Raw genomic sequence first — 24,396 nt, forward strand, 5'->3', positions numbered from 1 at the left:
GGCTGGGGCGGTCACTGGGAGAGGGCGGGGACCTTGCGGGCGCCGAACATCACGAAGCCGGACAGGAACGTTCCCAGCGCCCCTACGATGAGCGCGCCCTGGTTCCAGTCGGAGCCCGCCACGAGCATCGCCGTGACGATCGCGCCGGCGGCGATGGCGCCCGGCTGGCTGATGGCGTTGATGAAGGAGGTCCCGCTGGCCCGGCAGCGGGTGTCGTAGCACTCGCCCATGTAGAACAGCATCGCCGAGTACGGCCCGACCAGGAAGAACATGCCGAGCGAGTACAGCGCGACCACGGCGAACGTGCCCTGCGCGACCAGCAGCATGAGCGCGAACAGCACCCCGGACGCCATCCAGCCGAACGCGATGACGTTGCGCCGGCCGAACCGGTCCCCGGCCCAGCCGTGGAAGACGTACCCGAGGTAGCCGACCGCGTTGATCACGATGAACATGAGCAGCGGAACTGCGGCGTCTCGCGCAGGCCGCGCCGTAGCAGCGCGATGACGACGGCAGGGAACGTCGCCAGCAGGAAGCAGCCGCGCCAGCCGACCAGCGGCAGGAAGATCGCGATGAACGCCGCCGCGAGCAGCGTGCCGAGCGGCCAGCCGCCCTGGACGAGGCTGTAGACGAGGCCCCGGCGCTTCTTGATCTTCTCGTCCTCGGTCACGGCGTAGATCTCGTTGAGGTACGTCGCGTTGACCGACTGCTCCGCGAGCCCGAGGCCGCCGATGGAGCGCACCCCGACCAGGTACGCGGCGTTCATCGTGGCGGCCGAGACCGCCGAGGCGAGCGCCGTGCCGGACACCGTGATGATCATGCCCTTGCGGCGTCCCAACCGGTCGACCAGCGGCCCGACGCCGAGGACGACGATCGCGGTGCCCACCGAGATGAGCGTGGAGTACAGCGACGCCTCGGCCGTAGCCCAGACGCCGGGAGCCGGGAGCGGTGCCGCTCCCCGGGACGTCAGGAGAGGTCGTGGTCATGGCGGTGCCCTTTCGAAGAGCGTGGCAGGGGGTTCACACCCGCTGACGACGGCGCGGGAAGCGGGTCTTGTAGTCGTCGGCGATCTCGTCGAAGGTGACCCAGCGCACGCCCTCGTGGCCGTTGATGTACTCGATGAGCCGCTCGTGCATGAGCAGGTTCTGCGGCCGGCCGGACACGTCGGGGTGGATGGTCATGGTGAACGCCGCGTAGTCGCACTCGCGGTACACCCAGTCGAACTGGTCGCGCCACATCTCTTCCAGGTGGCGCGGACTGACGAAGCCGTGGCTGTTCGGGCTGGCCTTGACGAACATCATGGGCGGCAGGTCGTCGAGGTACCAGTTGGCGGGGATCTCGACCAGGTCGGTCTCCTCGCCCCGTTGGAGCGGCTTCATCCACTCCGCCGCCGGCCGCGAGTAGTCGATCTTCGTCCAGCTGTCGCCGACGCGGACGTAGTACGGGGTGAAGTCGTCGTGCATGAGCGAGTGGTCGTACTTGATGCCCCGCTCCAGCAGCAGTTCGTTGGTGACGGGCGAGAACTCCCACCAGGGCGCGACGTAGCCGGTCGGCCGGCGGCCCGCGTACTTCTCGACCAGGTCGATGCAGTGGTCGAGGATCGCGCTCTCCTGGTCCCTGCTCATCGCGATCGGGTTCTCGTGGGAGTAGCCGTGCACGCCGATCTCGTGGCCGCCGTCCACGACCATGCGGGTCTGGTCGGGGAACGTCTCGATGGAGTGGCCGGGGATGAACCAGGTGGTGCGCAGGTCGTACTTCTCGAACAGGCGCAGCAGGCGGGGCGTGCCGACCTCGCCGGCGAACAGGCCGCGCGAGATGTCGCACGGGGAATCCTCCCCGCCGTACGAGCCGAGCCAGCCGGCGACGGCGTCGACGTCCACGCCGTACGCGACGAGAATCTCCTTGGGCATGGTCACTTCGTCCTTTCGGTCGAGTCGGAGGGCCAGGTGCGGCCTGTGACAGGGGCGCCGCCGGTGCGCGCGGTCAGTTCCTCGCGTACCCGGGCGGGGTCGCGGTGGCAGCCGAGCAGGGCGCCGAGCAGCACGCGGGCCTGGGGCGCGCGCAGGATCCCGGTGGGGACGGCGCCGGCCGCGACGAGGTCGGCGCCGCCGCCGTTGCCGTAGAGCGCGGCGACGGGACCGGCGTCCACGCGGGTCGACAGGGCCACGACGACGCCGGCCTCGGTGAGCCGGGCCACCTCCCCCGCGACGGCGGGGTTGGCGTTGCCCGCGCCGAGCGCCTCGAGCACGATCCCGGTGGCGCCCGCGTCGGCCGCCGCGCGCAGCGCTCCCGCGTCGCAGCCCGGGTAGAGGGCCACGACGTCGGTCCGTACCCCGCCCAGGTCGTACGCGTCGAGGTCGAGCGGCTTGGGCCGGGACGGCGTCAGCGTGATGTGCACCTCCCCGTCCCGCACGCGCCCGAGGGGGCCGCCGTCGGGCGCGGAGAACGCCGCCGGCGCCAGCGTGTGGGTCTTGCGGGTGCCGCAGGCGGCGTAGACACGGCCGTCGAAGCAGATCAGCGCGCCCAGGCCGCGCGCCGTGCCGGACGCCGCGACGGTGATCGCGTCGGCGAGGTTGCGCGGGCCGTCACCGTCCACGGCGTCGGCGGGGCGCTGCGCGCCGGTGAAGACGACCGGGCGGGGGTCGGCGTGGAAGAGGTCGGCGAGGTAGGCCGTCTCCTCCATCGCGTCGGTGCCGTGGGTGACGACGACGCCCAGCACGCCCGGATCGGCGAGGGCGTCGCGGACGCCCAGGACGACCTCGCGCATGTCGGCCGGCGTGAACAGGTAGCTGCCGGCGCACAGCACGTCCACCCCGTCCACCTCGACCCCGGGATCGACCGGGAGCCGGCCGAGGAGTTCGCCTGCCCCGTCCTTGGCGAGGCCCACCCCCTGTACGTCACGGCGGGTGGCGATGGTCCCTCCCGTGGACAGGACGATGACCTTGGACACGCGACGGCCTCCTCGAAAGCGCGGTTACCCAAACGTTTGGGCCAAACGTTTGGTAGCATCTGACCTGGGCCTACGTGATGTCAATAACTCCGCGTTAAAATCAAGAAAACAGCCGGCCGCCCGCCGCGGCGCATGAACAGGCGAGCCTGAGTTCACCGGAGGCCGAGGGGCATTGGGTGCGAAGAAGGCGCGACCGGTAACCCTGCAGATGATCGCCGACCAGCTCGGCCTGCACGTCTCCACCGTGTCGCGGGTCCTCCACGCCAAGCCCGGCGAGGGGCTGCGGGCGGCGTCCAGCCCGACCGTCGAGCGCGTCCGCAGGCTCGCCGACGAGCTCGGCTACCAGCGCAACCCCCATGCCATGAGCCTGCGCACGCAGCGCAGCAACCTCATCGGCGTCCTGGTCCCCCGCCTGTCCGACGTGGTCCTCGCCACGATCTACGAGGGCATCGAGGAGGCCGCCGCCGAGCACGGCCTGTCCACGTTCGTCACCAACACCCGCGACGTCCCCGAGGTGCAGCGGGCCCGCACCGAGATGGTCCTGGGCCGCCGCGTCGACGGCATGATCTTCGGTGACGCCCACTCCGACTCGGGGTTCCTCGATGAGGTGGCCGCGCGGGGCGTGCCGTTCGTGCTGGTCAACCGGCGTGCCGGCGGGCACCCGGCGGTCGTGTGCGACGACTACCTCGGCGGCCGGATGGTGGCCGAGCACCTGCTCGAGCAGGGCCACGAGGACGTCGCGGTCGTGGCCGGCGAGCCGTACGCGAGCACCGGCGTCGACCGCACCGGCGGCTTCGCCGACCGCTTCCGCGAGGCGGGGCTGCCGATCCCCGGGCACCGGATCGTCCACTCCCGCTTCGACGCCCAGGGCGGGCGCGCGGGCACCGAGCGGCTGCTCGCCACCGGCCCTCTGCCGTCGGCCGTCTTCGTGGTCAACGACTTCGGCGCCATCGGCACGATCGGCGCGCTGCGCGACCACGGGCTGCGGGTCGGGGCCGACATCGCGGTCGTGGGGTTCAACGACACGCCGCTGGCCGCCGAGCTGCCGGTGCCGCTGACCACGGTCCGCTCCCCCATGCGGGAGATGGGCCGCCGGGGCCTGCGGCAGCTCGTCCGCATCCTCGCGGGCGAGCAGGCCGAGACCGAGCTGCTCCGGCCCGAGCTGATCGTCCGCGCGTCCAGCGACCCCGGCCAGTACGAGCGGCTGATGGCCAAGGCCGTCAAGGGACAGGGTTGACTCCCGGCCCTTGAAATCCCCCCAATTTCGTGAGCGCGACTCGCAATTCTCTGCGATTCCGGACGCCACGTGACAATCACCCCAGAGGCGCCGCTTTTTTTAATCGCCCCAGCACGCGCCACGGATGGACCGTTCCGCCTCACTCATGGTCAGGAAATAAATGCGTTGAGCAGTCGATAAGCGCCTTTACCTACCCCTTGACGCTGGACGGACACGATCCTTAGGATCTTGCAAAGAGACCACGGTCTCGCGTCAATTCCCCTTGTTCACCACTGCAATTTCGCACATTTCCCACGCGCCTGTGCGGGCTCATCAACGCCCGCGAAACAAAGCGGCGCGAAATGGTTGCTGTTTGCGTCATGGAGCTAAGGGAGATGCCCTATGGGTCAGACCGTGTCTTTCTCGGAAACGCTGTTCCTGGACGAAATCAAAAGGACCGCGGGCGCGCTCGGCGCGCGCTACGAAGAGGACCTCACCCGCAAGGTGCTCGACACCTTCGGTGACGGGTTCCGCGACGGCGCCACCGTGTGGAAGACCACCGGACGCCCTGGGGACCACCTGTGCTACCGGTTCTTCGCCCGGGCCCAGAACGACACGGTCGCGACCGCGCTGAAGGCCGGCCTGCTGAAGGCCGAGTCCGGCACCACGCGGCTGATCCGCGACTGGACCGAGGCCCAGGGCGGCGCCGCCACGCAGTCGTGCGACTTCGACGCCGCCAACGGTCTCGCCAAGACCTGGATCTACCTCGGCGGCATGCGACCGGCCCAGGACGTCCTGGGCCCGTCCTTCGTCCCCGCGGGCTTACGCGAGAAGCTGGCCGCGTTCCACGCCGTCCAGCTCGACTATCTCCGGTTCGTCGCGGTCGACCACCGCCACCAGACCGTCAACCTCTATTTCCGCACCAGAGGACCCATCACGATGGACCGCTGCGCCGAAATCCTGCGCCTGGTGGACGCCGCGCCGCCGGACGAGGCGCAGCTGGCCGACATCCGGACCTTCGCACCCGAGGATTTCTGCGTCGCCGTAACCGCCTCGATCACCACGGGCGCGCTGGAACGCTGTTGTTTCTACGCGTTGAAGCTGCCCCCCGGACGGTTCCCCGCGATTCCGGAACGCATCGCGCAGTTCTTCTCCGAGGCTCCCTCCTATGACGACACCCCGGTCAACGCCGTCGGCTGGTCCTTCGGCCGCAAGGGCGGCACCTACATCAAGGCGGAAAAGGGCTACCTCGGCGACATGTCGGCCCTCCTCACGGACTGGGACTGCTATTTCAGCGGCAGCACGCAGAAGGACCCGGTCCTCGGCTGAGACGCTACGCAACGGAGGGAATCCATCATGACGACGCCGCACAGGCTCCCACCGGAAGATCTCTTCCAGAAGCCCCCGGTGTTCACGAGCGTCGCCGAGGAGCGCCGCCACCGGAAGGAGCGACTCGCCGCGACCATGCGGATCTTCGCGCGGTTCGGCTACGAGGAGGGGCTCGCGGGGCACGTCACGGTGCGTGACCCGGAAACGCCGGACCACTACTGGGTCAACCCCATGGGCCTGCCCTTCGACCACATCACCGTGGACAACCTCGTCCTCGTCGATGGGGACGGCGCCATCGTCCAGGGGCGGCACCAGATCAACCTGGGCGCGTTCAACATCCACCGGCAGATCCACCAGGCCAGACCCGACGCCGTGGCGGTCGTCCACACCCACTCCATCCACGGGCGGGCCTTCTCCGCGCTGGGCCGCCTGCTGGACCCCATCACTCAGGACGCCTGCCCGTTCTTCGAGGACCATGCCCTCTTCGAGGACTACACGGGCATCGTCCTCGACGGTGAGGACGGCAGGAGGATCGCCAAGGTCCTCGGCCCGCACAAGGCGGTGATCCTCCGCAACCACGGCCTCCTCACCGTCGGCGAGACCGTCGACGCGGCCGCCTGGTGGTTCGTCGCGATGGACCGGTGCTGCCACGCCCAGTTGCTCGCACAGGCGGCCGGCCCGCTCACCTCCATCCCGCCGGAGATCGCCCGGCTGACCCGGCAGCAGATCGGCAACCACCTCATCGCCTGGAACAGCTTCCAGCCCATGTACCTGCAGATCGCGAAGAGCGACCCCGATCTGTTCGGCTCCGGCGAGTGATGCGCACCAGCGAGCTGGTCGATCTCGAACCCGTACTCGCCGCGTCGCCGGGCCCCCTCTGGACACGGCTGAGGGAACTGCCCGAGGGCCTCCGGACGGCCCGCCTGGGCGAGGCGCTGGTGTTGCTGCGGCACGCCGACGGGCGCGCCGTCCTGGGGAGCCGGGCGTTCGAGCAGGGGATCCTGGAGGATCTCGGATCCGGCCTGGATCCCCGCTACGTCGCGCGCCGCCGCCGGTCGCTGCTGCACCTGAGCGGAGCGGAACACGCCCGGATGCGGCGCATGGCGTCCCCCGCCTTCAAGCCGGGCGCGATCGACCGGATGCGCCCGCTGATGCGCCGGACCCTCGGTGAGCTGGTCGACCGGACGGCCCCGGGCACGGTCGTCGACGCCGTCGCCGCGTGGACCCACCCGTATCCCATCCCCGTCATCTGCTCGGCGCTGGGCATCCCGCCGGCGGACCTCCCCCTCTACTCCCGTACCGCCGACGCCTGGACGCTCGCGTTGTTCGACGCGAGCGCGGTGCCGGAGGGCCTTGCCGCCCACGACGAGCTCGACGCCCACGTGCGTCAGCTCGTCGAGGCGCGCCGCGCCGACCCGGCGGACGACCTCATCACCGATCTGATCCAACAGCAGGAGGACCTCACCACCGAGGACCTGACCGCGCTCGTCTCCGCGCTCATCATGGCCGGGACGGACACGACGCGGCTGCAACTCGCGAGCTGCCTGGAGTTCCTGGCCCGGCGCCCCGATCTCTGGACGGCGCTCAAGGAGGATCCCGGCCTGATTCCGGCGGCGGTGGAGGAGATGGCCAGGCTCACGCCCGTCGCGAGTTTCCTGCGCCGCGTCGCGGCCACCGACACCACCGTCAACGGCCTGGACATCCCCGCCGGGACCAGGATCATTCTCGCCATCCCGGCCATGAACCGGGACCCCGACGTCTACGCCGACCCCCACGCCTACGACCTGAGCCGCCCGGCCGCCGCCGCGACCCTCAGCTTCGGCGGCGGCGCCCACTACTGCCTGGGCGGCCAGCTCGGCCGCGTCGAGATCCAGGAGGCCCTGGCCACCCTCCTGCGCCGGGTCGCCGGCCTCCAGCTCGCGGGCCCGGCCTCCTGGCGGCCGCTGAGATCGCTTCAGGGCCCGGCCCGGCTCCCGATCCGCTACGAGCGAGAACGAGGATCGCACAGTGAATGAGGAAAGAGTCGTCCTGCTGGATCCCGAGGGTCATGCGATCGGTTCCGCCGCCAAGCTGTCCGCCCACCACGCGGACACGCCCTACCACCTGGCGTTCTCCTCGTACATCGTGAACGCCGCCGGGCAGGTCCTCATCACCCGCAGGGCCGCCGGCAAGAAGACCTTTCCCGGGGTGCTCACCAACAGTTGCTGCGGCCACCCCGCGCCCGGCGAAGGGCTGGAGGAGGCGGTGGTGCGGCGGGTCAGGACCGAACTGGGCATCACGCTGCGCGAGGTGACCGTGATCCTCCCCCGGTTCTCGTACCGGGCGGTCGCGGACGACGGGACGGTCGAGCACGAGCTGTGCCCGGTCGTCCGGGCGACGGCCTCGGGAGACGACTTCTCGCTCAACGCCGACGAGGTGTCCATGGCCGCCTGGCTCTCGTGGGACGAGTGCCGGAAGCTGGTCGGGCACAGCGACAGTTCGCCCTGGTTCCGGCTGCAGATGGAGCAGCTGGAGTGCCTGGGCGACCCGTCGCGATGGCCGGAGGCGCCCGAGTCGTCGCTGCCCCCGGCGCTCACCCGCCAGAGCGCCCGCCCGCTGGAGCACCCGCTCACCGGCTAGGGCCGGCCGCCGTCCAGCACCTCGGCGAGCTGCGGGACGCGGGCCCGGTAGCCGTCGAGAAGCAGGCGGGCCGTGCTCACCGAGTCGACCAGCGGGTGCAGCGCGAACGCCTCGACCGCCAGCCGCGACGAGCCCGACAGGGCCGCCTCGATGGCCGTCTGCTCCACCGCCTTCACCTGCTGGACCAGTCCGAGGAGCCGCCCGGGCAGCGGCCGGGTGGCCAGCGGCCTGACGCCCGAGCCGTCCACCGCGCACGGGATCTCGACCACCGCGTCCTCCGGCAGCCCGGGCACGGCGGCGCCGTTGCGCACATTGAGGATCATGGTGGCGGGCTCGCCGCGGGCGATCGCCGCCATGAGCGCGAGCGCGATGCCCTCGTACCCGCCCGCCTCCAGGTCGGCGGCGTCACGCTCGCCCGCCTCGGTGACGTCGCGGGCCTCGGCCATGTACGACTCGTCGCGCTCCCTGCGCGCCCTGGTCCACTCGGCCAGCGCCTGACCGGGCCGCTCGCGGACCGCCGCGTAGAACCGGTCCTGCTGGCCGAGCAGCGACTCGCCGCGGGTCCGGCCCGAGGTCGCGGCGATGGCCTCGCGGGTGAAGTAGTAGTAGTACAGGTACTCGTTGGGCAGCGCGCCGAGTGTGCGCACCCAGTCCGCGCCGAAGATCCGCGCCTCCTCCACCTGCCGCAGCGCCGCGTCGTCGGCGAGCAGGGCGGGCAGCACGTCGCGGCCCTGGTGGGACAGGCCGCGCAGCCAGCCGAGGTGGTTGAGCCCCACGTAGTCGGGCGACACGCGGTCCGGGTCGAGCCCGAGGGCGGAGGCGGCCCGCCGGACCAGGCCGATCGGCGAGTCGCAGATGCCGATCACCCGGTCGCCCAGGACGCGGCGCATCGCCTCGGTGACCATGCCGGCCGGGTTGGTGAAGTTGATGACCCACGCGCCGGGGGCGAGGGCGGCGATCCGCTCGGCCACGCGCACCGCGACCGGGATCGTGCGCAGGCCGTAGGCGACGCCGCCGGGCCCGGTCGTCTCCTGGCCGAGCACGCCGAGGTCCAGCGCGACCCGCTCGTCGGCGGTACGGCCCGCCAGGCCGCCGACCCGGATCGCGGAGAAGACGAAGTCGGCGTCGCGCAGCGCGGTGTCGAGGTCGGTGGTGGCGCGTACCGCGGGAGGGTCGTCGTGCCCCGCGGCGAGCTGCTCCAGGACGTGGCCGATGGCCTCCAGCCGCTCGGGCGACACGTCGTACAGCACCACCTCCTCCACGCGGGGCTTGGCGGCGTCGCGCAGCAGCGCGCCGTACACGAGAGGGACCCGGAAGCCCCCGCCTCCCAGAACGGCCAGTCTCATCCGATCTCCTCACAGCCGGACGTCACTTCGGCGGACGTTGCTTCGGCGGACAACGCTTCGGCGATCACGCGAGCAGGACCTCGGCGCCGGCGTCCGCGCAGGCGCGCAGCGTGGACGCGTCGGCGCCCTCGTTGGTGACGAGCACGTCGATGTCCTCGGGCCCGCACACCCGCAGGGCGCCCGTCCCGGGGAACTTGTGCCGGTCCACGAGCAGCACCACCTGCCCCGCCGCGGCGATCATGGCGCGCTTCAGCGGCACCTCGGCGAGCGTCGTGTCCACGAGCTGGCCGTCCGCGCGCACCCCGCTGGCCCCCAGGAACACCCGGTCGGCGCAGACCTGCCCGAGCGCCTCCTCGGTGAGCACGCCCACCAGCGAGTGGTACGGCCGGCGCAGCATGCCGCCGAGCAGCAGCAGCTCGACCACCGGGTCGTCGCGCAGCACGTCGAGGACGGCGAGGCTGGAGGTGACCACGGTGACGCGGCGTCCGCGCAGGCGGCAGGCCAGCCGCATCGTGGTCGTGCCGATGTCGAGCAGGACGACGTCGCCGTCGCCGACGAGCTGCGCGGCGCGGGCGGCCACGGACTCCTTGTCCTGCTCGTCGACCCCCGCCACCTCGGCGAAGGGCCGGTCGGTGTCGGCGTCGGCCCCGGCCAGGGCGCCCCCGCGCACGCGCCTGAGCGTGCCGTCGCGGTCGAGCACCTCCAGGTCGCGGCGGATCGTGGACGGGCTCACGCCCAGCTGGGCCGCCAGGTCACGGACGCTGGTCGCCCCCGAGAGCCGGACTCGGCGCATGATCTCCGCATGCCTGAGGTGCTGGAGCACGATCGGAGTCTAACAGTCAAACGCGCGCATGAACGAGCATCTTCTCTCAACTCATCACACGAAACACTTGATGTGCGCGAGTAAACGTGCAAGATTGCGCACATCTCGAACTGTCGAGGAGGTCTCATTCCCGTGTCTGCCCAGGCGTACGACCCTCTCGCCGATCAGCGGAGCCCGGAGGCTCCGCAGTTCGACGTGTTCCTCGCGGGCACCGTGTTCCTCGACATCGTGTTCACCGGCCTGCCCGCCATGCCCGCCGCCGGCACCGAGACGTGGGCCGAGGGCATGGGCTCCTGTCCCGGAGGCATCGCCAACCTCGCCATCGCCACGAGCCGGCTGGGCCTGCGCACGTCGCTGGCCGCCGCGTTCGGCGACGACGACTACGGCGACTTCTGCTGGCGCACGCTGGCCGAGCAGGAGGCCGTGGACCTGTCCAAGTCGCGGCGCTTCGAGCAGTGGCACACGCCGGTGACGGTCTCCATGGCCGTCGACCGCGACCGGAGCATGGTGACCCACGGCCACGCCGCGCCCATGTCGGCCTCGGAGATGATCGGCAATCCGCCCCGGTCCAGGGCCGTGATCGTGACGCTCTCCGCGGAGGAGCCGCTCGGCGCGCCGCCCGGCACCGCGTGCAACTGGGCCGAGCTGGCCCAGCGCGACGGCGCCCTGATCTTCGCCGACGTGGGCTGGGACCCGTCGGGCGCGTGGTCGCCGTCGCTGCTGGACCAGCTCGCCGTCTGCCACGCGTTCATGCCGAACGCCGTCGAGGCGATGGCCTACACCGGCACCGACAACCCGCGCGACGCCCTCTACACCCTCGCCGACAAGGTGCCGCTGGCCGTCGTCACGGACGGCGCGAACGGCGCCATGGCCATCGACTCCACGACCGGCGAGGAGGCGTACGTGCCCGCCCCCCGGGTCCGCGCGCTGGACCCGACCGGCGCGGGCGACGTCTTCGGCGCGGGCATCGTGCTCGGCACGCTGCGCGGGTGGCCGCTGGCCGACCGGCTGGCCTTCGCCGGGGTGTGCGCCGCGCTGGCCGTCCAGCAGTTCGGCGGGTCGCTGGCCGCGCCGGGCTGGGGCGACATCGCGGACTGGTGGCACGAGGTGCGCGGCGCGGCCGGGCACGGCGGCGCCTACGGCGACTCGCTGGCCCGCCGCTACGCCTTCCTCGACCGGCTCGTGCCGACCGTGCCGGTGGGCGCGGTGCGCCGGGCCGCCGCCACGATCGCCCGGCACGCCGACCTTGAGCCGCCCGCCCCGGCTGTCCCCACCGAGCCCGAGGTACCGGCCGCGCCGCGCGTGCCCGCTCAGAAGGAGTAACACCATGATCCCCAGGACGGGCCGAAGCCCCCGCGGTCCGCGGACGTTCGCCGTGCTCGCCGCCGGTGTCCTGGCCCTGGCCGCCACCGCGTGCGCGCCCGGGTCCTCGGCGCCGCCCGCGCCCTCCCCCGCGAAGACCGCCGCCTCGGCGGTACGCACCGACGCGGGCGCCCTCGGCGACGTGACGCTCACCGTCTGGGACCAGGAGGTGCGCGGCGGCCAGGCCGCCCAGATGAAGCAGCTCAACGCCGCGTTCGAGGCCAAGTACCCCAACATCAAGCTCAAGCGGGTGTCGCGCTCGTTCGACGACCTCAACACCACGCTGCGCCTCGCGCTGAGCGGCAACGAGCCGCCGGACGTGGTCGAGGCCAACAACGGACGCTCGTCGATGGGCCAGTTCGTCAAGGCCGGCCAGCTCCTGCCGCTGGACGCCTACGCCGACAGGTACGGCTGGAAGACCCGCTACCCCGACTCGGTGCTGCGCTACTCGCGCTACAGCGCCGACGGCAAGGTGTTCGGCGAGGGCGACCTGTACGGCCTGCCCCAGGTCGGCGAGGTCGTCGGCGTCTTCTACAACCGGGCGAAGCTCACCAAGCTCGGCCTGGAGCCGCCGAAGACGTGGGCCGACTTCCAGGCGGCGCTGGAGAAGGCCAAGACCGCGGGCGAGGTGCCGATGCAGCTCGGCAACCTCGACAAGTGGCCCGCCATCCACGTGTTCGGCACCGTGCAGGGCCGCCACGTGCCCGCCGACCAGATCTCCACGCTCGCCTTCGGCCGCAAGGGCGCCTCGTGGACCACCCCCGAGAACGTCAAGGCCGCCGAGGAGCTGGTCGGCTGGGTGGACAAGGGCTACTTCGAGCAGGGCTTCAACGGGCAGGGCTACGACCCGGCCTGGCAGGCGTTCGGCAAGGGGAAGGGCGTCTTCCTCATCGGCGGCACCTGGCTGCTGGCCGACCTGGAGAAGGCGCTCGGCAAGGACCTCGGGTTCGCGCTGCCGCCCGGCGCCGCGGCCGGCGCCCCGGCCGTCGCGACCGGCGGCACCGGCCTGCCGTTCGCGATCACGGCCAAGAGCCCGCACCCGGACGCGGCGGCGGCGTACATCGACTTCATCACCAACGCCGACGCCATGAAGGTGCTCACCGCCACCGGCAACCTGCCGGTCGCCGACACCGGGCAGCAGAGCGTCAAGGCCGGGCCCCAGCAGGACGTCTTCACCGCGTTCGGCACCGCCACCAAGGAGAACGGGCTGGTGCCGTACCTCGACTACGCCACCCCGACCTTCGCCGACACCCTCGGCGCGGCGCTGCAGGACCTGCTGGCCAAGAAGGCGACGCCGAAGGAGTTCCTCGACACGCTGGAGAAGGACTACAAGACCTTCGCCGAGAGCAACGGGTGAGCATGGGCCGACCTCCGGGGGAGCCCGGCCGCGTCGCCTACCTGTACCTGCTGCCGGCGTTCGTCGTCTACGCGGTGTTCCTGCTCTATCCCATCGGCCGCGCGGTGCAGATCTCCCTGTACGACTGGGACGGTCTCACCCTCGGCCGGTGGGCGGGCCTGGACAACTACGCCGCGATCCTGTCGGACGAACGGCTGCGGGCGGGGTTCGGCCACGCGCTGGTGCTCATCGTGTTCTACGCGGTGATCCCGCTGGCCATCGGGCTGACGCTGGCGGCGATCCTCAACCACGCCAAGGTGCGCGGCCTCGGCTTCTTCCGGACCGTGGTGTTCCTGCCGCAGGTGGTGGCCATGGTCGTGGTGGCCGTCGCCTGGCGGCGCGTGTACGCGCCCGACGGCACCCTGAACGCGCTGCTCGGAGCGCTCGGCCTGGACGGGCTCACCCGGGGCTGGCTGGGCGACCACACGTTCGCGCTGCCGGCGGTCGGCGTGGTGGGCACGTGGTTCGAGAGCGGCCTGGTGACCGTGCTGCTGCTGGCCGGGATGAGCCGCGTGCCGATGGAGCTGTACGAGGCGGCCCGGCTCGACGGGGCCGGCGCGGTCAGGGAGTTCTTCGCGGTCACGCTGCCGTCGGTGCGCGGGGAGATCGCGGTCGCGCTGACGCTGACGGTGATCGCCGCGTTGCGGACGTTCGACCTCGTGTACGTCACGACGCGGGGCGGGCCCGGCGACTCGACGTCGGTGCCGTCGTTCGAGGTCTACCACCGGGCCTTCGGGCTGGGGCAGGTCGGCTCGGCGGCGGCGATCGGCGTGACGCTGACCGTGGTCATCTTCGCGATCTCGTTCGCGATCAACCGGCTGGCCGACAGGGGGACCTCGTGACCGTCCGCCGGCGTGGGAGGGTTTCGTGATCTCGCGTGCCGAGCGTGTGGCGAACTACGTCATCCTGTCGGTGTTCGCCGCGTTCGCGCTCTTCCCCATCGTGACCGTCCTCGGCGCCGCGCTCGGCCCCGACGACGCCGGCCCGGCCGGGCAGGGCTGGGGGCCCCACCTGGGCAACTTCGCGGCGGCCTGGGAGGCGGGCCGGTTCGGCACGTATCTGCGCAGCAGCCTGGCCGTGTCGGGGTTCGTCGTCGTGGTCAGCGTGGTGCTGTCGATCATGAGCGGGTACGCGTTCGGCACCATGCGCTTCCGCGGCCAGGCCGTCCTGTTCTACCTGTTCATGCTCGGGATCATGATGCCGAGCGAGGCCATCGCGGTGCCGCTCTACTTCGACCTGCGCACGCTCGGCCTCATCGACACGTTCTGGTCGGTCGCGCTGCCGCAGGTGGCGCTGTCGGTGGCGTTCGGCACGTTCTGGATGCGGGCCTACTTCCGGGCCAGCAGCCGGGCCATCGCCGAGGCCGCCCGCATCGACGGCGCCTCGACGTGGCGCACGCTGTGGCAGGTGCTGGTGCCGCCGGCCCGGCCGGCCATCGTCACGCTCACCGTGCTGGTCTTCATGTGGACGTGGAACGAGTTCCTCATCCCGCTGATCATGGTGACCAGCGAGTCGCTGCGGACCGCGCCGCTCGGCCTGGCGTTCTTCCAGGGCCAGTACACCTCGGGTTTCACGCTCCTCGCGGCCGGATCGGTCATCGTGGCCACCCCGGTCGTGGTCTTCTACCTGTTCCTCCAGCGCCACTTCGTCCGCGGGCTGCTCCAGGGGGCGGTCCGCGAGTAACCACCGGAGGTTTCATGCGCAGACCCTCACCCCCCACGCCGCGCCGATGGGCGGTGGCCGCCGCGGCGGCCTCGCTCGCCTTCGCGGCGCTGCCCGTCCCATCAGCCTCGGCCCGGGCCGAACCCGAGCCGGCCGCCTCGTCGCCCGCGGCGGACGCGTCCGGCTCCGGCGGCTCGGCCGCGGACCTCGACGTGCTGTTCGTCGGCGCCCACCCCGACGACGAGGCGTTCACGCTCTCGACGCTCGGCCAGTGGAACGAGGACCACCACGTCCGCACCGGGGTCGTCACCGTCACCCGGGGCGAGGGCGGCGGCAACGCCGTCGGCCCCGAGGAGGGCCCCGCGCTCGGCCTGATCCGCGAGGCCGAGGAGCGCACGGCCGTCGGCAAGGCCGGGGTCCGTGACGTGTTCAACCTGGACGACGTCGACTTCTACTACACGGTCAGCGCCCCGCTGACCGCGCAGATCTGGGGCGACGACACGCTGGAGAAGGTCGTCAGGATCGTCCGGCAGACCCGCCCCGAGGTGCTGCTGACCATGGACCCGGCGCCCTCCCCCGGCAACCACGGCAACCACCAGCAGGCCGCGCGGCTGGCCGTGCAGGCGTTCTACGCCGCGGCCGACCCCGGGGTGTACCCCGAGCAGATCACCCGCGAGGGGCTGCGGCCGTTCGCGCCGTCCCGGCTGCTGCAGGGCGGGGCGCGCGGCACGTCGCGCACCGGCCCCGACTGCGCCTCCACCTTCCGTCCCGCCAACCCGGCGCAGAACGTCTACGGCGTCTGGAGCGGGCGCCCCTCGGCGCGCCAGGGCGGACGGACGTGGGCGGCCATCGAGCGCGACGCCCAGCGCTCGTACGCCTCCCAGGGCTGGGCCGTCTTCCCCGACGTGCCGTCCGACCCGGCCCAGCTCGGCTGCGACTTCTTCACCCAGGTGGACGCGCGGGTGCCGTTCCCGGCGCCGGGCGGCGCGGCGGCCGCGGCGCCCACGGCCATCCTCGACGGCGCCCTGGTGCGGGCGGGCGGCGCCGTGCCGCTGGGCACGCTGTTCGGGCTGCGGCCCGGCACGTTCGACGTGCGCCCCGGCGCCGCGTTCAGCGTCAAGGTGAGCGCGACCGCGCCGCCCCGCGAGCCGCTGGGCCGCTCGTCGGCGACGCTGCGCGTGCCCGAGGGCTGGAAGGTCACCGGCTCCGGCGACCTGGGCCGCCTCGCGCCCGGGCGCACGGGGACGGCGACGTTCACCGTGACCCCGCCGCAGGGCGCGGCCCCGGGCGAGCGGGCGCGGCTCGCCGCGACCCTCACGACCGAGCGCGGTTCCGGCTACACCGACCGGCAGGTCGAGGTGAGCCCGGCCGTGCGCGGGGTGCAGCAGCTCCTGCCGCAGGTCGGCCAGTACGAGAAGTGGGCCGCCGAGGTCGGCGTGCCGCAGCAGCGCGGCCTGGTCACGCCGGTGCTCACGCTCCCGTCCGGCGGCTCGCGCCAGGTCGGCGTGGTCGTCACCAACGTGAGCGGGACGACGCAGTCCGGCACCGTGCGCCTGGACCTGCCCAAGGGCTTCACCGCCGACCGGGCCGAGGCCCCCTACAGCGGGCTCGCCGCCGGGGCGTCGGCGACGGTCCCGTTCACCGTCACCAACACCGACACCTCGCTCAAGACGTCCAACGAGGGCGGCGACTACGCCTACACCATCACCACGACCAGCGTCGACGGCTCCAGCGTGAGCAAGCCGGCCCTGGAGCTCGTCCCCGCCGCCGTCATCCCGCGGGCCGCCGCGGCACCCGCCGTGGACGGCGCGGAGGGCGACGGCGAGTACACCGGACCGGCCCTGGACATCTCGCGCCTGTGGGAGGGCAGCGCGTGCGCGTCGGCGGCCGACTGCTCCGGCACGGCCAAGGTCAGCTGGCACGACGACACCCTCTACCTGCTGGTCCAGGTCAAGGACGACGTGCTCGGCACCCGGCTGGCCACGTCCGACTGCAAGCGGCACTGGCGCACCGACGCGGTGGAGGTGACGATCGACCCGCGCGGCACGTCGGAGAACACCTCCACCACGTTCAAGACGGCCGTGCTGCCGGTGACCGCCGAGGGCCCGCCGTGCGCGCTGCGCGACGCGGACAACCACCAGGGGGCCGCCACGGGCGTGCGGATCGCGTCCAAGGTGTCCTCCGGGGCGTACGCGGTGGAGCTGGCGATCCCGATGGAGCAGCTCCCCGGCGCGGTCGATCCCGCCCACCTCGGGCTGAACATCCTCGTCTACGACTCCGACACCCAGGACAAGACCGGCCAGACCCGGATCGGCTGGTCGACGTGGGGCGGGGTGCAGGGCGACCCGTACCGGTGGGGCGTCGCGACGCTGCCCGGCTACCAGCCCCCGGCGGGCCGGCCCATCACGCCGCCGGACCCGGTGATCCCGGCCACCGGCCTGTCGAGCCTCGACTCGCCGCAGTCGCTGGAGCAGGCGGTCCGGCTCGGGCTCCCGCCGGCGGGCGGCCCGGCGGCCAAGGCGTCGGAGAGCGGCCGGGTGACCTCCGCCACGGGCGGCCAGGGAGCGGTCAAGGTGACGCTCCGGGCGGCCGGCGCCGGTGAGGCGCACCTGTTCGTCCGCGACGGCCAGGGCACGGCGGGCAGCCGCGTCGTCAAGGTCGGCGGCAGGGGCGTCACGACGGTGGACGTGCCGGTGACGCGGGCGCTCGGGGCCGATCCGGCGGTCGTGGCCGGGTGGCTGGCGCCGGGCGGCGGGACCACGGCGTCACGAACCACGGTTCGCTGACCCAGGCGGGACCACCGCGTCACGAACCACGGTTCGCTGACCCATCGGAGGCCATCGCGGAAGAAATCCTTCCGCGGTGGCCTCTAGCGTTGCCGGCATGGACCCCCTGATCAGCCGCCGCGCCCTCAACCGGGCCACCCTCGACCGGCAGCTCCTGCTGCGCCGCGCCGCCCTGCCCGTGGCAGAGGTCGTGGAGCGCCTCGGCGGCCTCCAGGCGCAGACCCCGCACACCTGGTACACCGGCCTGTGGAACCGGATCGAGGGCTTCGACCCGGCCTCCGCCTCCGGCCTGCTGGAGTCGCGCGCCCTGGTGCGCATCGCGTTGCAGCGCTCGACGATCCACCTGGTGAGCGCGCGTGACTGCCTGGCGATGCGCCCCCTCGTCCAGGGGGTGACGGAACGGATGACCCGCACGACGTTCGGCCGGCGCCTCGCGGGCGTGGACCTGGACGAGCTGGCCGCGACCGGCCGGGCGCTGCTGAGCGAGCGGCCGATGACGTTCGCCGAGCTGGGCCGCGCGCTCGCCGAGCGGTGGCCGGGCAACGACCCGCACGCGCTCGGGCAGGGCGTGCGGTGGCTCGTGCCACTCGCGCAGGTGCCGCCGCGCGGGCTGTGGGGCAAGAGCGGCCCGATCGCGCACGCCCCGGCCGACACGTGGCTGGGCGGCCCGGAGGTGCCCGCCATGACGGCGGCCGAGCTGGTGACGCGCTACCTCGCGGCGTTCGGCCCGGCGACGGTGAAGGACGTCCAGACCTGGTCGGGGCTGACCCGGCTGGCCGAGGTCGTGGAGGGGCTGGACCTGGTGCGGTTCCGCGACGAGGAGGGCCGCACGCACTACGACCTGCCGGACGCGCCCCGGCCGGGCGAGGACGTCCCGGCGCCGGTCCGCCTCATGTACGACTTCGACAACCTGTTCCTGTCGTACGCCGACCGCTCGCGCGTGATCACCGAGCGGGGACGGGCCGCGCTCGGCGGGTTCATAGGGACGAACATCGTGCCCCGCCTCGTCCTGGTGGACGGCTTCGCCGCCGGCGACTGGACCGTCGCCCGGGCCAGGGGCGTCTCCACGCTCACCCTCCACCGGTGGTGGCCGATCGCCCGCCTGGAGGAGGCCGAGGCGGAGGCGCGGCGGCTGCTGGAGTTCCTGGCGCCCGGGGACACGCACCAGGTCGCCGTCCTCGACGGGCCCTCCATGGGTCCTGCATAGCACAACGATGTGCTGCACAGGCTGGAAGGCCGGACGGCGCGGGCCGTAGGGTGGCGGACGTGCCGGAGCGAAACCAGTCGACGTCGCTGCGCCGGGCGCTGGCCGTGCTCGACCACGTACGCGAGAACAGCGGCCTCACCCTGACCCGGCTCGCCGAGGGCGTGGGCCTGCCCAAGAGCACCGTGCTGCGGCTGACCGCGCCGCTCGTCGAGGCCCGGCTGCTCGAACGCGACCACAGGAGCGGCGCCTACCGGCTCGGCCACGGCACGCTCCGCCTCGGCCAGGCGTACCTCGCCACGCTCGACCTGCGCGCCGTGGCCGCCGAGGAGTCGCACCGGCTGATGACCGAGGTGCGGGAGACCGTCCACCTGGTCGTGCACGACCCGCCGCACGTCGTCTACATCGACAAGGTGGAGAACGAGACGAACGTCCGCATGGCCTCGCGCATCGGCAGCCGCGGGCCCGCGCACTGCACGGCCGTGGGCAAGGCGATCCTGGCGTTCCGGCCGGGTGACCCGGTCGAGGGGCTGGAGCTGGAGTCCCGTACCCGGCACACCATCACCGACCCCGACCGGCTGCGGCGCGAGCTGGCCGGCGTCCGGCGGCGCGGCTACGCGGTGGACGACCGCGAGAACGAGCCCGAGGTGCGCTGCGTCGGCGCGCCCGTCTTCAACCACACCGGGGACGTGGTGGCCGCCGTCTCGGTCTCCGGGCTCACCTCGCGCATCACCGCCGCGCGGGTACGCGAGCTGGGCCCGCGGGTGGCCGCCACGGCGGCGCGGATCTCCGGAAAGCTGGGGGCGACGACCTGATGACCACACCGACCTCCTCCCCGGAGTCCTTTCCGGCGACCGCTCGGGCGGCTGCTCCAGAGGTCGCGGCGGTGACCGATCTGGTGACGTTCGGCGAGACCATGGCGCTGTTCGCCGCCCGTCGCACCGGCCCCCTCCGCTTCGCCCGCGACTTCGACCTCGGGCTGGGCGGCGCCGAGTCCAACGTCGCGATCGGCGTCTCCCGGCTCGGCCACCGCGCGACCTGGATCGGGCGCGTGGGCGCGGACGAGTTCGGCGACCTGATCCGCTCCACGCTGCTGGGCGAGGGCGTGGACACCCGCGCCGTCACCGACCCCGCCGCCCCGACCGGGCTGATGATCAAGGGCAGGCGCACGGCCGAGCTGGTCGACGTCCGCTACTACCGCGGCGGCAGCGCCGGCTCTCGCCTGTCGCCCGGCGACCTGGACCCGGAGCTCGTCACCGGGGCCCGGGTCCTGCACGTCTCCGCCATCACACCGGCCCTGTCCGCCTCCGCCCGCGAGGCCGTCCGGCACGCGATGACGCTGGCCCGCTCGGCGGGCGTGCTGGTGTCGCTCGACGTCAACTACCGGGCCGCGCTCTGGTCGCCCGCCGAGGCCGGGGCGTGGCTGCGGGAGGCGGTCACGGACGTGGACGTGCTGTTCGCGACCGGCCCCGAGGGCCGGTTGATCGCCGACGTCGAGCAGCCCGCCGACCTGGCCCGTGCCCTGGCCGCTCTCGGGCCCCGGCACGTGCTGGTCAAGGCGGGCTCGGAGGGCGCCCTGGAGCTGTCCGGCGGAGTCATCCGGCACGCGGAGCCGTACCGGGTGACGGAGGTGGACCCCGTCGGGGCGGGCGACGCGTTCGCGGCGGGCTGGCTGGCCGGGTGGCTGTCGGGCCACGACCCGGAGGAGCGGCTGCGCACGGCCTGCGCGGCGGGCGCGTTCGCGGTCACCTCGCAGGGCGACTGGGAGAGCCTCCCCCGCCCCGCCGACCTGCACCTCCTCCAGCGGCGCACGGCCGACGGCGTCAGCAGGTAGCCGCGCCCGCCGGCCATACTCGGCGGGTCATTCGTCGTCGAGGACCCGGCGCACGTACGTGATGGCCGGGGGGCCGTAGACCCGCTGCGCCTGGCCGATCGCGGCCTGCAGCCGGGGCAGCGACCCCCCGGCCGGCCGCAGCGGCTCCGGCAGCCGCGGGGCGCGCAGGGTGTCGACCATGGCCTTGCCCAGCAGGCGGCTCAACGTCCGCAGCGCCTCCGCGTCCGCCGCGGGCCGGTCGGGCGCCGAGCGCATCGCCACCTCCAGGTCCTCGGCGTACCGGGAGTACAGGTCGCTCAGCGCCCCGAGGCCCCAGGCGTCGTAGGCGGCGCGGGCGGCGTCGGCCTCCTCCATGGCGATCGTGGCCCGGCGCAGCCGTACGCCCTCCGGAGGGGTGAGCAGCGGCCCGAGCCCGGCGGAGCGGTCGGTGACCGCGATCAGCACCCCCTGCTGGAGCAGCCCGTACCCGGTGAGCAGCGCGGCCCGGCGCAGCGCGTCGCGGTAGGCGCGCTCCCCCTCGGGCACCTGGTAGAGCAGCGCGTGGAACCGCCCGTCCCACTCGGGGGCGGCCGGGGAGTTGTCCCGGATCCGGACGAAGCCGGCGGCCAGGTCGCCGGCCAGCCGGTAGCGCGTGCCGCCGCCGTGCCGCTCGCCGGTCAGGTGGCCGTCCTTGCGCATCCGGGCGATGAGCGCGCGCGCCGCAGCCTCGGTCAGCCCGAGGTCCCCCAGCAGCCTGGTCAGCGCCGTACCGGACAGTTCGTCCCGGTCCGCGGCGCCGAACAGGAACGGCACCAGCGCGACCGATCGGCCACGCGAGGGTCTTGCGGCCAGGCGAGGCGGTGATACGTTTTCGTTCACGAGCGTGAGTCTAGTCGACACATGAGGAGGTCCCGTGGCGAAGTTACGGGCCGTGGTAGTGAATTGGGGCCCGACGATCGTGTTCAACGTCGTCCTGCCCTGGCTGACGTACACGCTGCTGACCGATCGCGGCATGTCGGACGTCGCGGCGCTCGCGCTCTCCGCGGTCTGGCCGGCCGTCGAGGTGCTCGGCGTCCTGCTGGTCCGGCGCCGCGTCGACGACTTCGGCGTGCTCACGCTGATCGTGGTCGGGCTCGGCGTGGCCGGCTCGCTGGTGTTCCAGGACGAGCGGCTGGTGCTGGTCAAGGAGTCCGCGGTCACCGGGCTGTTCGGGCTGGTGCTGCTCGGCTCCCTGCTGACGCGCCGGCCGCTGATGTTCTACTTCGGGCGCAAGTTCGGCACCGACGGCACCGACGAGGGGCTGGCCCGGTGGGACGCCCTGTGGCAGTACCCGGGGTTCCGCCGGGTGCAGCGGATCCTCACCGTCGTCTGGGGCGTCGTCTACCTGGCCGAGGCGGTCGTCCGCTTGGGCCTGTCGTACACGCTGTCCACCTCGGCGATGGTCACGGTCTCCACGGTGCTGCCGATCGCGGTCACCGCCGCGCTCGTCACCTGGACCATCGCGTACGGACGCCGCAGCCGCGCCGCGGCGGCCCGCAGGAACCCGGCGGCGTTCGCCCCCCAGGAGGGCGTCACGTGAGCGATCGTCCGCGCGGGTGCGCGTTGCGCGACTCCGGCGCGACGGGCTCCGGCACCACGGCCTCCCGCACCGACGGCTCCGGCCTGGTGGGCTCCGGGGCGGCGGCCTGGGCGGCGGCCTCCGTCAGCGCCGGCGTCTCGTCCGTGTGCGCCTGCTCCAGCTTCGGCTGATCGTCTCCTTCGATCTCGCCCGGTCCGGTCCGTTCTTCCCGGGCCTGCTCGGCGGCCTGTGCGGCCCGGTCGAAGAAGCGCAGCAGCTCGACCGGCAACGGCATGATCAGGGTGGAGTTCTTCTCGGCGGCGACCTCCACCACGGTCTGCAGCAGGCGCAGCTGCAACGCGCCCGGCGTCTTCGACATGATGCCGGAGGCGTCGGCGAGCTTCTGGGCGGCCCGCAGTTCGCCGTCCGCGACGATCACTCGCGCCCGCCGCTCACGCTCGGCCTCGGCCTGGCGCGACATGGAGCGTTTCATGGTCTCCGGGAGCTGGACGTCCTTGATCTCGACCCGGTCGATGTGGATCCCCCAGCCGAGCGCGGGGCTGTCGATCATCAGGGCGAGGCCGCGGTTCAGCTCCTCGCGGTTGGTCAGCAGGTCGTCCAGCTCGCTCTTGCCGATGATCGACCGCAGCGAGGTCTGCGCCACCTGCTCCACCGCGCGCAGGTAGTCCTGCACCTCGATGGCCGCCCGCATCGGGTCCTTGACCCGGAAGTAGGCGACCGCGTCCACGCGGACGGAGACGTTGTCACGGGTGATGCCCTCCTGCGTGGGCACGGGCATCGTGACGATCTGAACGTTGACCTTCTTCATCCGGTCCGCGAACGGGATGAGCACCGTCAGGCCGGGTGGCCGGATCGCCTTCTGGGCCCGGCCGAAGCGGAAGATGATGCCCCGTTCGACCTGGTTGACCACCCGCACGCTGCTGACGGCCATCAGGAAGACGAGGAAGGCGATAACGGTGAGAATGATGGTGATGTCCATGGCGGCATTCCTTCCATGTCAAGCCTAGGTCCCGGAGGACCTCCATGGGAGGGAGCGGCCGGCGGCACCTCGGCAGGCCAGGGGGGTGATGGAGTCCTCAGCGGACCGGGGTGACGTCCACGCCGCCGCACACCCGGCCCTCGGGGAGCCGGACGGTCACGCCCGTGCCCCCGCCCGGCGGCGTGGCCCGCAGCTCGGCCGGGCTGACGCAGCCGGGCTCCACGACCGTCCAGTGCAGGACGGACCGCACGCTCCCGCCCGGCTCCAGGGTCGCCGCCTCGCCCGGCCCCTCCAGGTGCCGCACGGTCACCGGAAGCGCCTCGCCGCCCGCGTCGAGCAGGGCGACGCCGGGATGGCCGGACAGGACGCAGGAGGCGTCCGACACGTTGGTGAAGGTCAAGGGGGCGTACCGGTTGCCCGCGCCGGGGTCCACCCGTCCGAGCCGGGTCTCCAGGTCGCCGGTGGAGCACACGTCCGAGGCGGCCGGACGGGCCGGGACGGCCTGATGCGCCCGGACGGGCCTTCGGGACAGGGCCGGGGCGACAGGACCTGCCTGGGCGAAGGCGGTGCCTGCCACCAGCAGCCCCAAGCCCACGATCCCGAGAATCCCCAGCTTCCTCATCAACCTCACTTATGCCCCCTCAGAGCCCACCCAACGCCCCCAATAACCCACGGAACCCCAGCTAGCGGACATGACGTGCTTCATCCGCCGTCACCCGCGCCCAGCACCATCCCCTCCGCCGCGCAGCCGCGCGTTCCCAGCCGCGGGCGTCGGAACGTGGCCGACGCGCCCGCTCGCGGCGCGGCAAGCCGCCGGGTCACCTCTACCTGGCCTGCGACGAGGCGTTCGACTGGGATCCCCACGTCACCGCGTCCTCCCCGGCCTGGGAGCGGTTGATGAGCCTGGTCCCCACCCCGTGGTCGCCGCCGCCCCCGTCCTCCGGCACAGCCTTCGGCACGAACCCCACAGCTTTCCGGGCGACCTGCACTTCCAGCGCGACGCTTTCAGGTCTCAGGACGAACCTTTCAGAGCGAACCAGGCCGCTTCAGGACGAACCTTTCAGAGCGAACCAGGCCGCGGCGAGCCCGCACAGCCCCGCCGCCACGACGAGGGACAGCGCCGAGCCGGTGACCGTCCCGAGGCCGGCGCAGGCGCCCATGACGGCGACCCCGAGCGTCGCCCCCGCCTGACGCACGGCGTTGAGCAGCCCCCCGGCGGCCCCGGCCGTGCCCTCGGGCGCGGCGGCGATGACAGCGGTCGCCAGGGCGGGCAGCACGAGCGAGACCCCGGTCCCGGTGAGCAGCAGCCCCACGGCCAGCCACCCGTACGCGGCG

At 72.8% G+C, this 24,396-nt stretch carries 24 protein-coding genes and 1 pseudogene; 14 read left to right on the plus strand and 11 right to left on the minus strand.

The window, feature by feature from the left end; translation table 11 throughout:
* Positions 1-11 precede the first annotated feature (11 nt).
* From AB0H81_RS11280 to AB0H81_RS11295, 4 genes are read right to left on the minus strand one after another with little or no spacing between them, the layout of a single operon-like run.
* Positions 12-452, minus strand: a complete 441-nt coding sequence (locus tag AB0H81_RS11280) for a hypothetical protein (RefSeq protein ID WP_358372476.1) — start codon at positions 450-452, stop codon at positions 12-14.
* Positions 440-967: an MFS transporter gene (locus tag AB0H81_RS11285; RefSeq protein ID WP_358372543.1), complete on the minus strand. Its 528-nt coding sequence runs from the start codon at positions 965-967 to the stop codon at positions 440-442. The genes AB0H81_RS11280 and AB0H81_RS11285 overlap by 13 nt, the downstream gene beginning before the upstream one ends.
* Positions 968-1,016: 49 nt before the next feature.
* Complete coding sequence (locus AB0H81_RS11290; RefSeq protein ID WP_358372479.1) at positions 1,017-1,907, minus strand: polysaccharide deacetylase; 891 nt, start codon at positions 1,905-1,907, stop codon at positions 1,017-1,019.
* A gap of 2 nt (positions 1,908-1,909) precedes the next feature.
* Positions 1,910-2,947: an asparaginase gene (locus AB0H81_RS11295; RefSeq protein WP_358372482.1), complete on the minus strand. Its 1,038-nt coding sequence runs from the start codon at positions 2,945-2,947 to the stop codon at positions 1,910-1,912.
* Positions 2,948-3,155: 208 nt separating this feature from the next.
* Here AB0H81_RS11295 and AB0H81_RS11300 point away from each other — a divergent pair, with 208 nt between their 5' ends.
* From AB0H81_RS11300 to idi, 5 genes are all read left to right on the plus strand, one after another.
* Complete coding sequence (locus AB0H81_RS11300) at positions 3,156-4,184, plus strand: substrate-binding domain-containing protein (RefSeq protein ID WP_358372483.1); 1,029 nt, start codon at positions 3,156-3,158, stop codon at positions 4,182-4,184.
* 393 nt (positions 4,185-4,577) lie between these two features.
* Positions 4,578-5,492, plus strand: coding sequence for an aromatic prenyltransferase (locus AB0H81_RS11305; protein WP_358372486.1), 915 nt, complete (start codon positions 4,578-4,580; stop codon positions 5,490-5,492).
* A 27-nt stretch (positions 5,493-5,519) separates the two neighbouring features.
* Positions 5,520-6,311 (plus strand): class II aldolase/adducin family protein, encoded by a 792-nt coding sequence (locus AB0H81_RS11310; protein WP_358372489.1) that lies wholly within the window; start codon positions 5,520-5,522, stop codon positions 6,309-6,311.
* A complete protein-coding gene (locus AB0H81_RS11315) occupies positions 6,311-7,507 on the plus strand; it encodes a cytochrome P450 (protein WP_358372545.1) in 1,197 nt (398 codons plus the stop codon). The genes AB0H81_RS11310 and AB0H81_RS11315 overlap by 1 nt, the downstream gene beginning before the upstream one ends.
* Complete coding sequence (idi, locus tag AB0H81_RS11320; RefSeq protein WP_358372491.1) at positions 7,500-8,111, plus strand: isopentenyl-diphosphate Delta-isomerase; 612 nt, start codon at positions 7,500-7,502, stop codon at positions 8,109-8,111. The genes AB0H81_RS11315 and idi overlap by 8 nt, the downstream gene beginning before the upstream one ends.
* Here idi and AB0H81_RS11325 read toward each other — a convergent pair.
* Positions 8,108-9,457 (minus strand): 6-phospho-beta-glucosidase, encoded by a 1,350-nt coding sequence (locus AB0H81_RS11325; protein ID WP_358372493.1) that lies wholly within the window; start codon positions 9,455-9,457, stop codon positions 8,108-8,110. The genes idi and AB0H81_RS11325 overlap by 4 nt on opposite strands.
* A gap of 64 nt (positions 9,458-9,521) precedes the next feature.
* Entirely contained in the window at positions 9,522-10,280 is a 759-nt protein-coding gene (locus AB0H81_RS11330) for a DeoR/GlpR family DNA-binding transcription regulator (RefSeq protein ID WP_358372496.1), read from the minus strand.
* A gap of 132 nt (positions 10,281-10,412) precedes the next feature.
* On the opposite strand from AB0H81_RS11330, the gene AB0H81_RS11335 reads away from it, so the two are divergent.
* The 8 genes from AB0H81_RS11335 to AB0H81_RS11370 all read left to right on the plus strand — a co-directional run bounded on the left by AB0H81_RS11335 (position 10,413) and on the right by AB0H81_RS11370 (position 20,524).
* Entirely contained in the window at positions 10,413-11,603 is a 1,191-nt protein-coding gene (locus AB0H81_RS11335; RefSeq protein WP_358372498.1) for a carbohydrate kinase family protein, read from the plus strand.
* Positions 11,604-11,607: 4 nt separating this feature from the next.
* Positions 11,608-12,999 carry an extracellular solute-binding protein gene (locus AB0H81_RS11340; RefSeq protein WP_358372501.1) on the plus strand — a complete coding sequence of 464 codons (1,392 nt, stop codon included), beginning with the start codon at positions 11,608-11,610 and terminating at the stop codon, positions 12,997-12,999.
* Positions 13,000-13,001: 2 nt separating this feature from the next.
* Positions 13,002-13,880 (plus strand): sugar ABC transporter permease, encoded by an 879-nt coding sequence (locus tag AB0H81_RS11345; RefSeq protein ID WP_358372504.1) that lies wholly within the window; start codon positions 13,002-13,004, stop codon positions 13,878-13,880.
* Positions 13,881-13,905: 25 nt separating this feature from the next.
* Entirely contained in the window at positions 13,906-14,721 is an 816-nt protein-coding gene (locus AB0H81_RS11350) for a carbohydrate ABC transporter permease (RefSeq protein WP_358372507.1), read from the plus strand.
* A gap of 14 nt (positions 14,722-14,735) precedes the next feature.
* Complete coding sequence (locus AB0H81_RS11355) at positions 14,736-17,486, plus strand: sugar-binding protein (protein ID WP_358372510.1); 2,751 nt, start codon at positions 14,736-14,738, stop codon at positions 17,484-17,486.
* A 97-nt stretch (positions 17,487-17,583) separates the two neighbouring features.
* Positions 17,584-18,693: a winged helix DNA-binding domain-containing protein gene (locus AB0H81_RS11360; protein ID WP_358372513.1), complete on the plus strand. Its 1,110-nt coding sequence runs from the start codon at positions 17,584-17,586 to the stop codon at positions 18,691-18,693.
* Between the two features lie 59 nt (positions 18,694-18,752).
* Entirely contained in the window at positions 18,753-19,505 is a 753-nt protein-coding gene (locus AB0H81_RS11365; RefSeq protein ID WP_358372516.1) for an IclR family transcriptional regulator, read from the plus strand.
* Positions 19,506-19,576: 71 nt separating this feature from the next.
* The gene (locus AB0H81_RS11370; protein ID WP_358372518.1) at positions 19,577-20,524 is read left to right on the plus strand and encodes a sugar kinase; all 948 of its coding nucleotides are present in this window, start codon (positions 19,577-19,579) and stop codon (positions 20,522-20,524) included.
* A gap of 27 nt (positions 20,525-20,551) precedes the next feature.
* Here the strand turns inward: AB0H81_RS11370 and AB0H81_RS11375 are convergent, their stop codons facing one another.
* Positions 20,552-21,382: a hypothetical protein gene (locus AB0H81_RS11375; RefSeq protein WP_358372521.1), complete on the minus strand. Its 831-nt coding sequence runs from the start codon at positions 21,380-21,382 to the stop codon at positions 20,552-20,554.
* A 34-nt stretch (positions 21,383-21,416) separates the two neighbouring features.
* On the opposite strand from AB0H81_RS11375, the gene AB0H81_RS11380 reads away from it, so the two are divergent.
* Positions 21,417-22,082: a VC0807 family protein gene (locus AB0H81_RS11380; protein WP_358372524.1), complete on the plus strand. Its 666-nt coding sequence runs from the start codon at positions 21,417-21,419 to the stop codon at positions 22,080-22,082.
* Here the strand turns inward: AB0H81_RS11380 and AB0H81_RS11385 are convergent.
* From AB0H81_RS11385 to AB0H81_RS11400, 4 genes and pseudogenes are all read right to left on the minus strand, one after another.
* Positions 22,075-23,061: a slipin family protein gene (locus AB0H81_RS11385; RefSeq protein ID WP_358372527.1), complete on the minus strand. Its 987-nt coding sequence runs from the start codon at positions 23,059-23,061 to the stop codon at positions 22,075-22,077. The genes AB0H81_RS11380 and AB0H81_RS11385 overlap by 8 nt on opposite strands.
* Positions 23,062-23,158: 97 nt before the next feature.
* Positions 23,159-23,683 carry a DUF4232 domain-containing protein gene (locus AB0H81_RS11390; protein WP_358372548.1) on the minus strand — a complete coding sequence of 175 codons (525 nt, stop codon included), beginning with the start codon at positions 23,681-23,683 and terminating at the stop codon, positions 23,159-23,161.
* Between the two features lie 202 nt (positions 23,684-23,885).
* On the minus strand, positions 23,886-24,020 hold the full coding sequence (locus AB0H81_RS11395) for a hypothetical protein (RefSeq protein WP_358372529.1): 135 nt from the start codon (positions 24,018-24,020) through the stop codon (positions 23,886-23,888).
* Positions 24,021-24,107: 87 nt separating this feature from the next.
* Positions 24,108-24,396: pseudogene (locus AB0H81_RS11400) on the minus strand (MFS transporter); the annotation flags it as partial.

It is taken from the genome of Nonomuraea sp. NPDC050691 (assembly GCF_040654455.1).
GTDB lineage: Bacteria > Actinomycetota > Actinomycetes > Streptosporangiales > Streptosporangiaceae > Nonomuraea.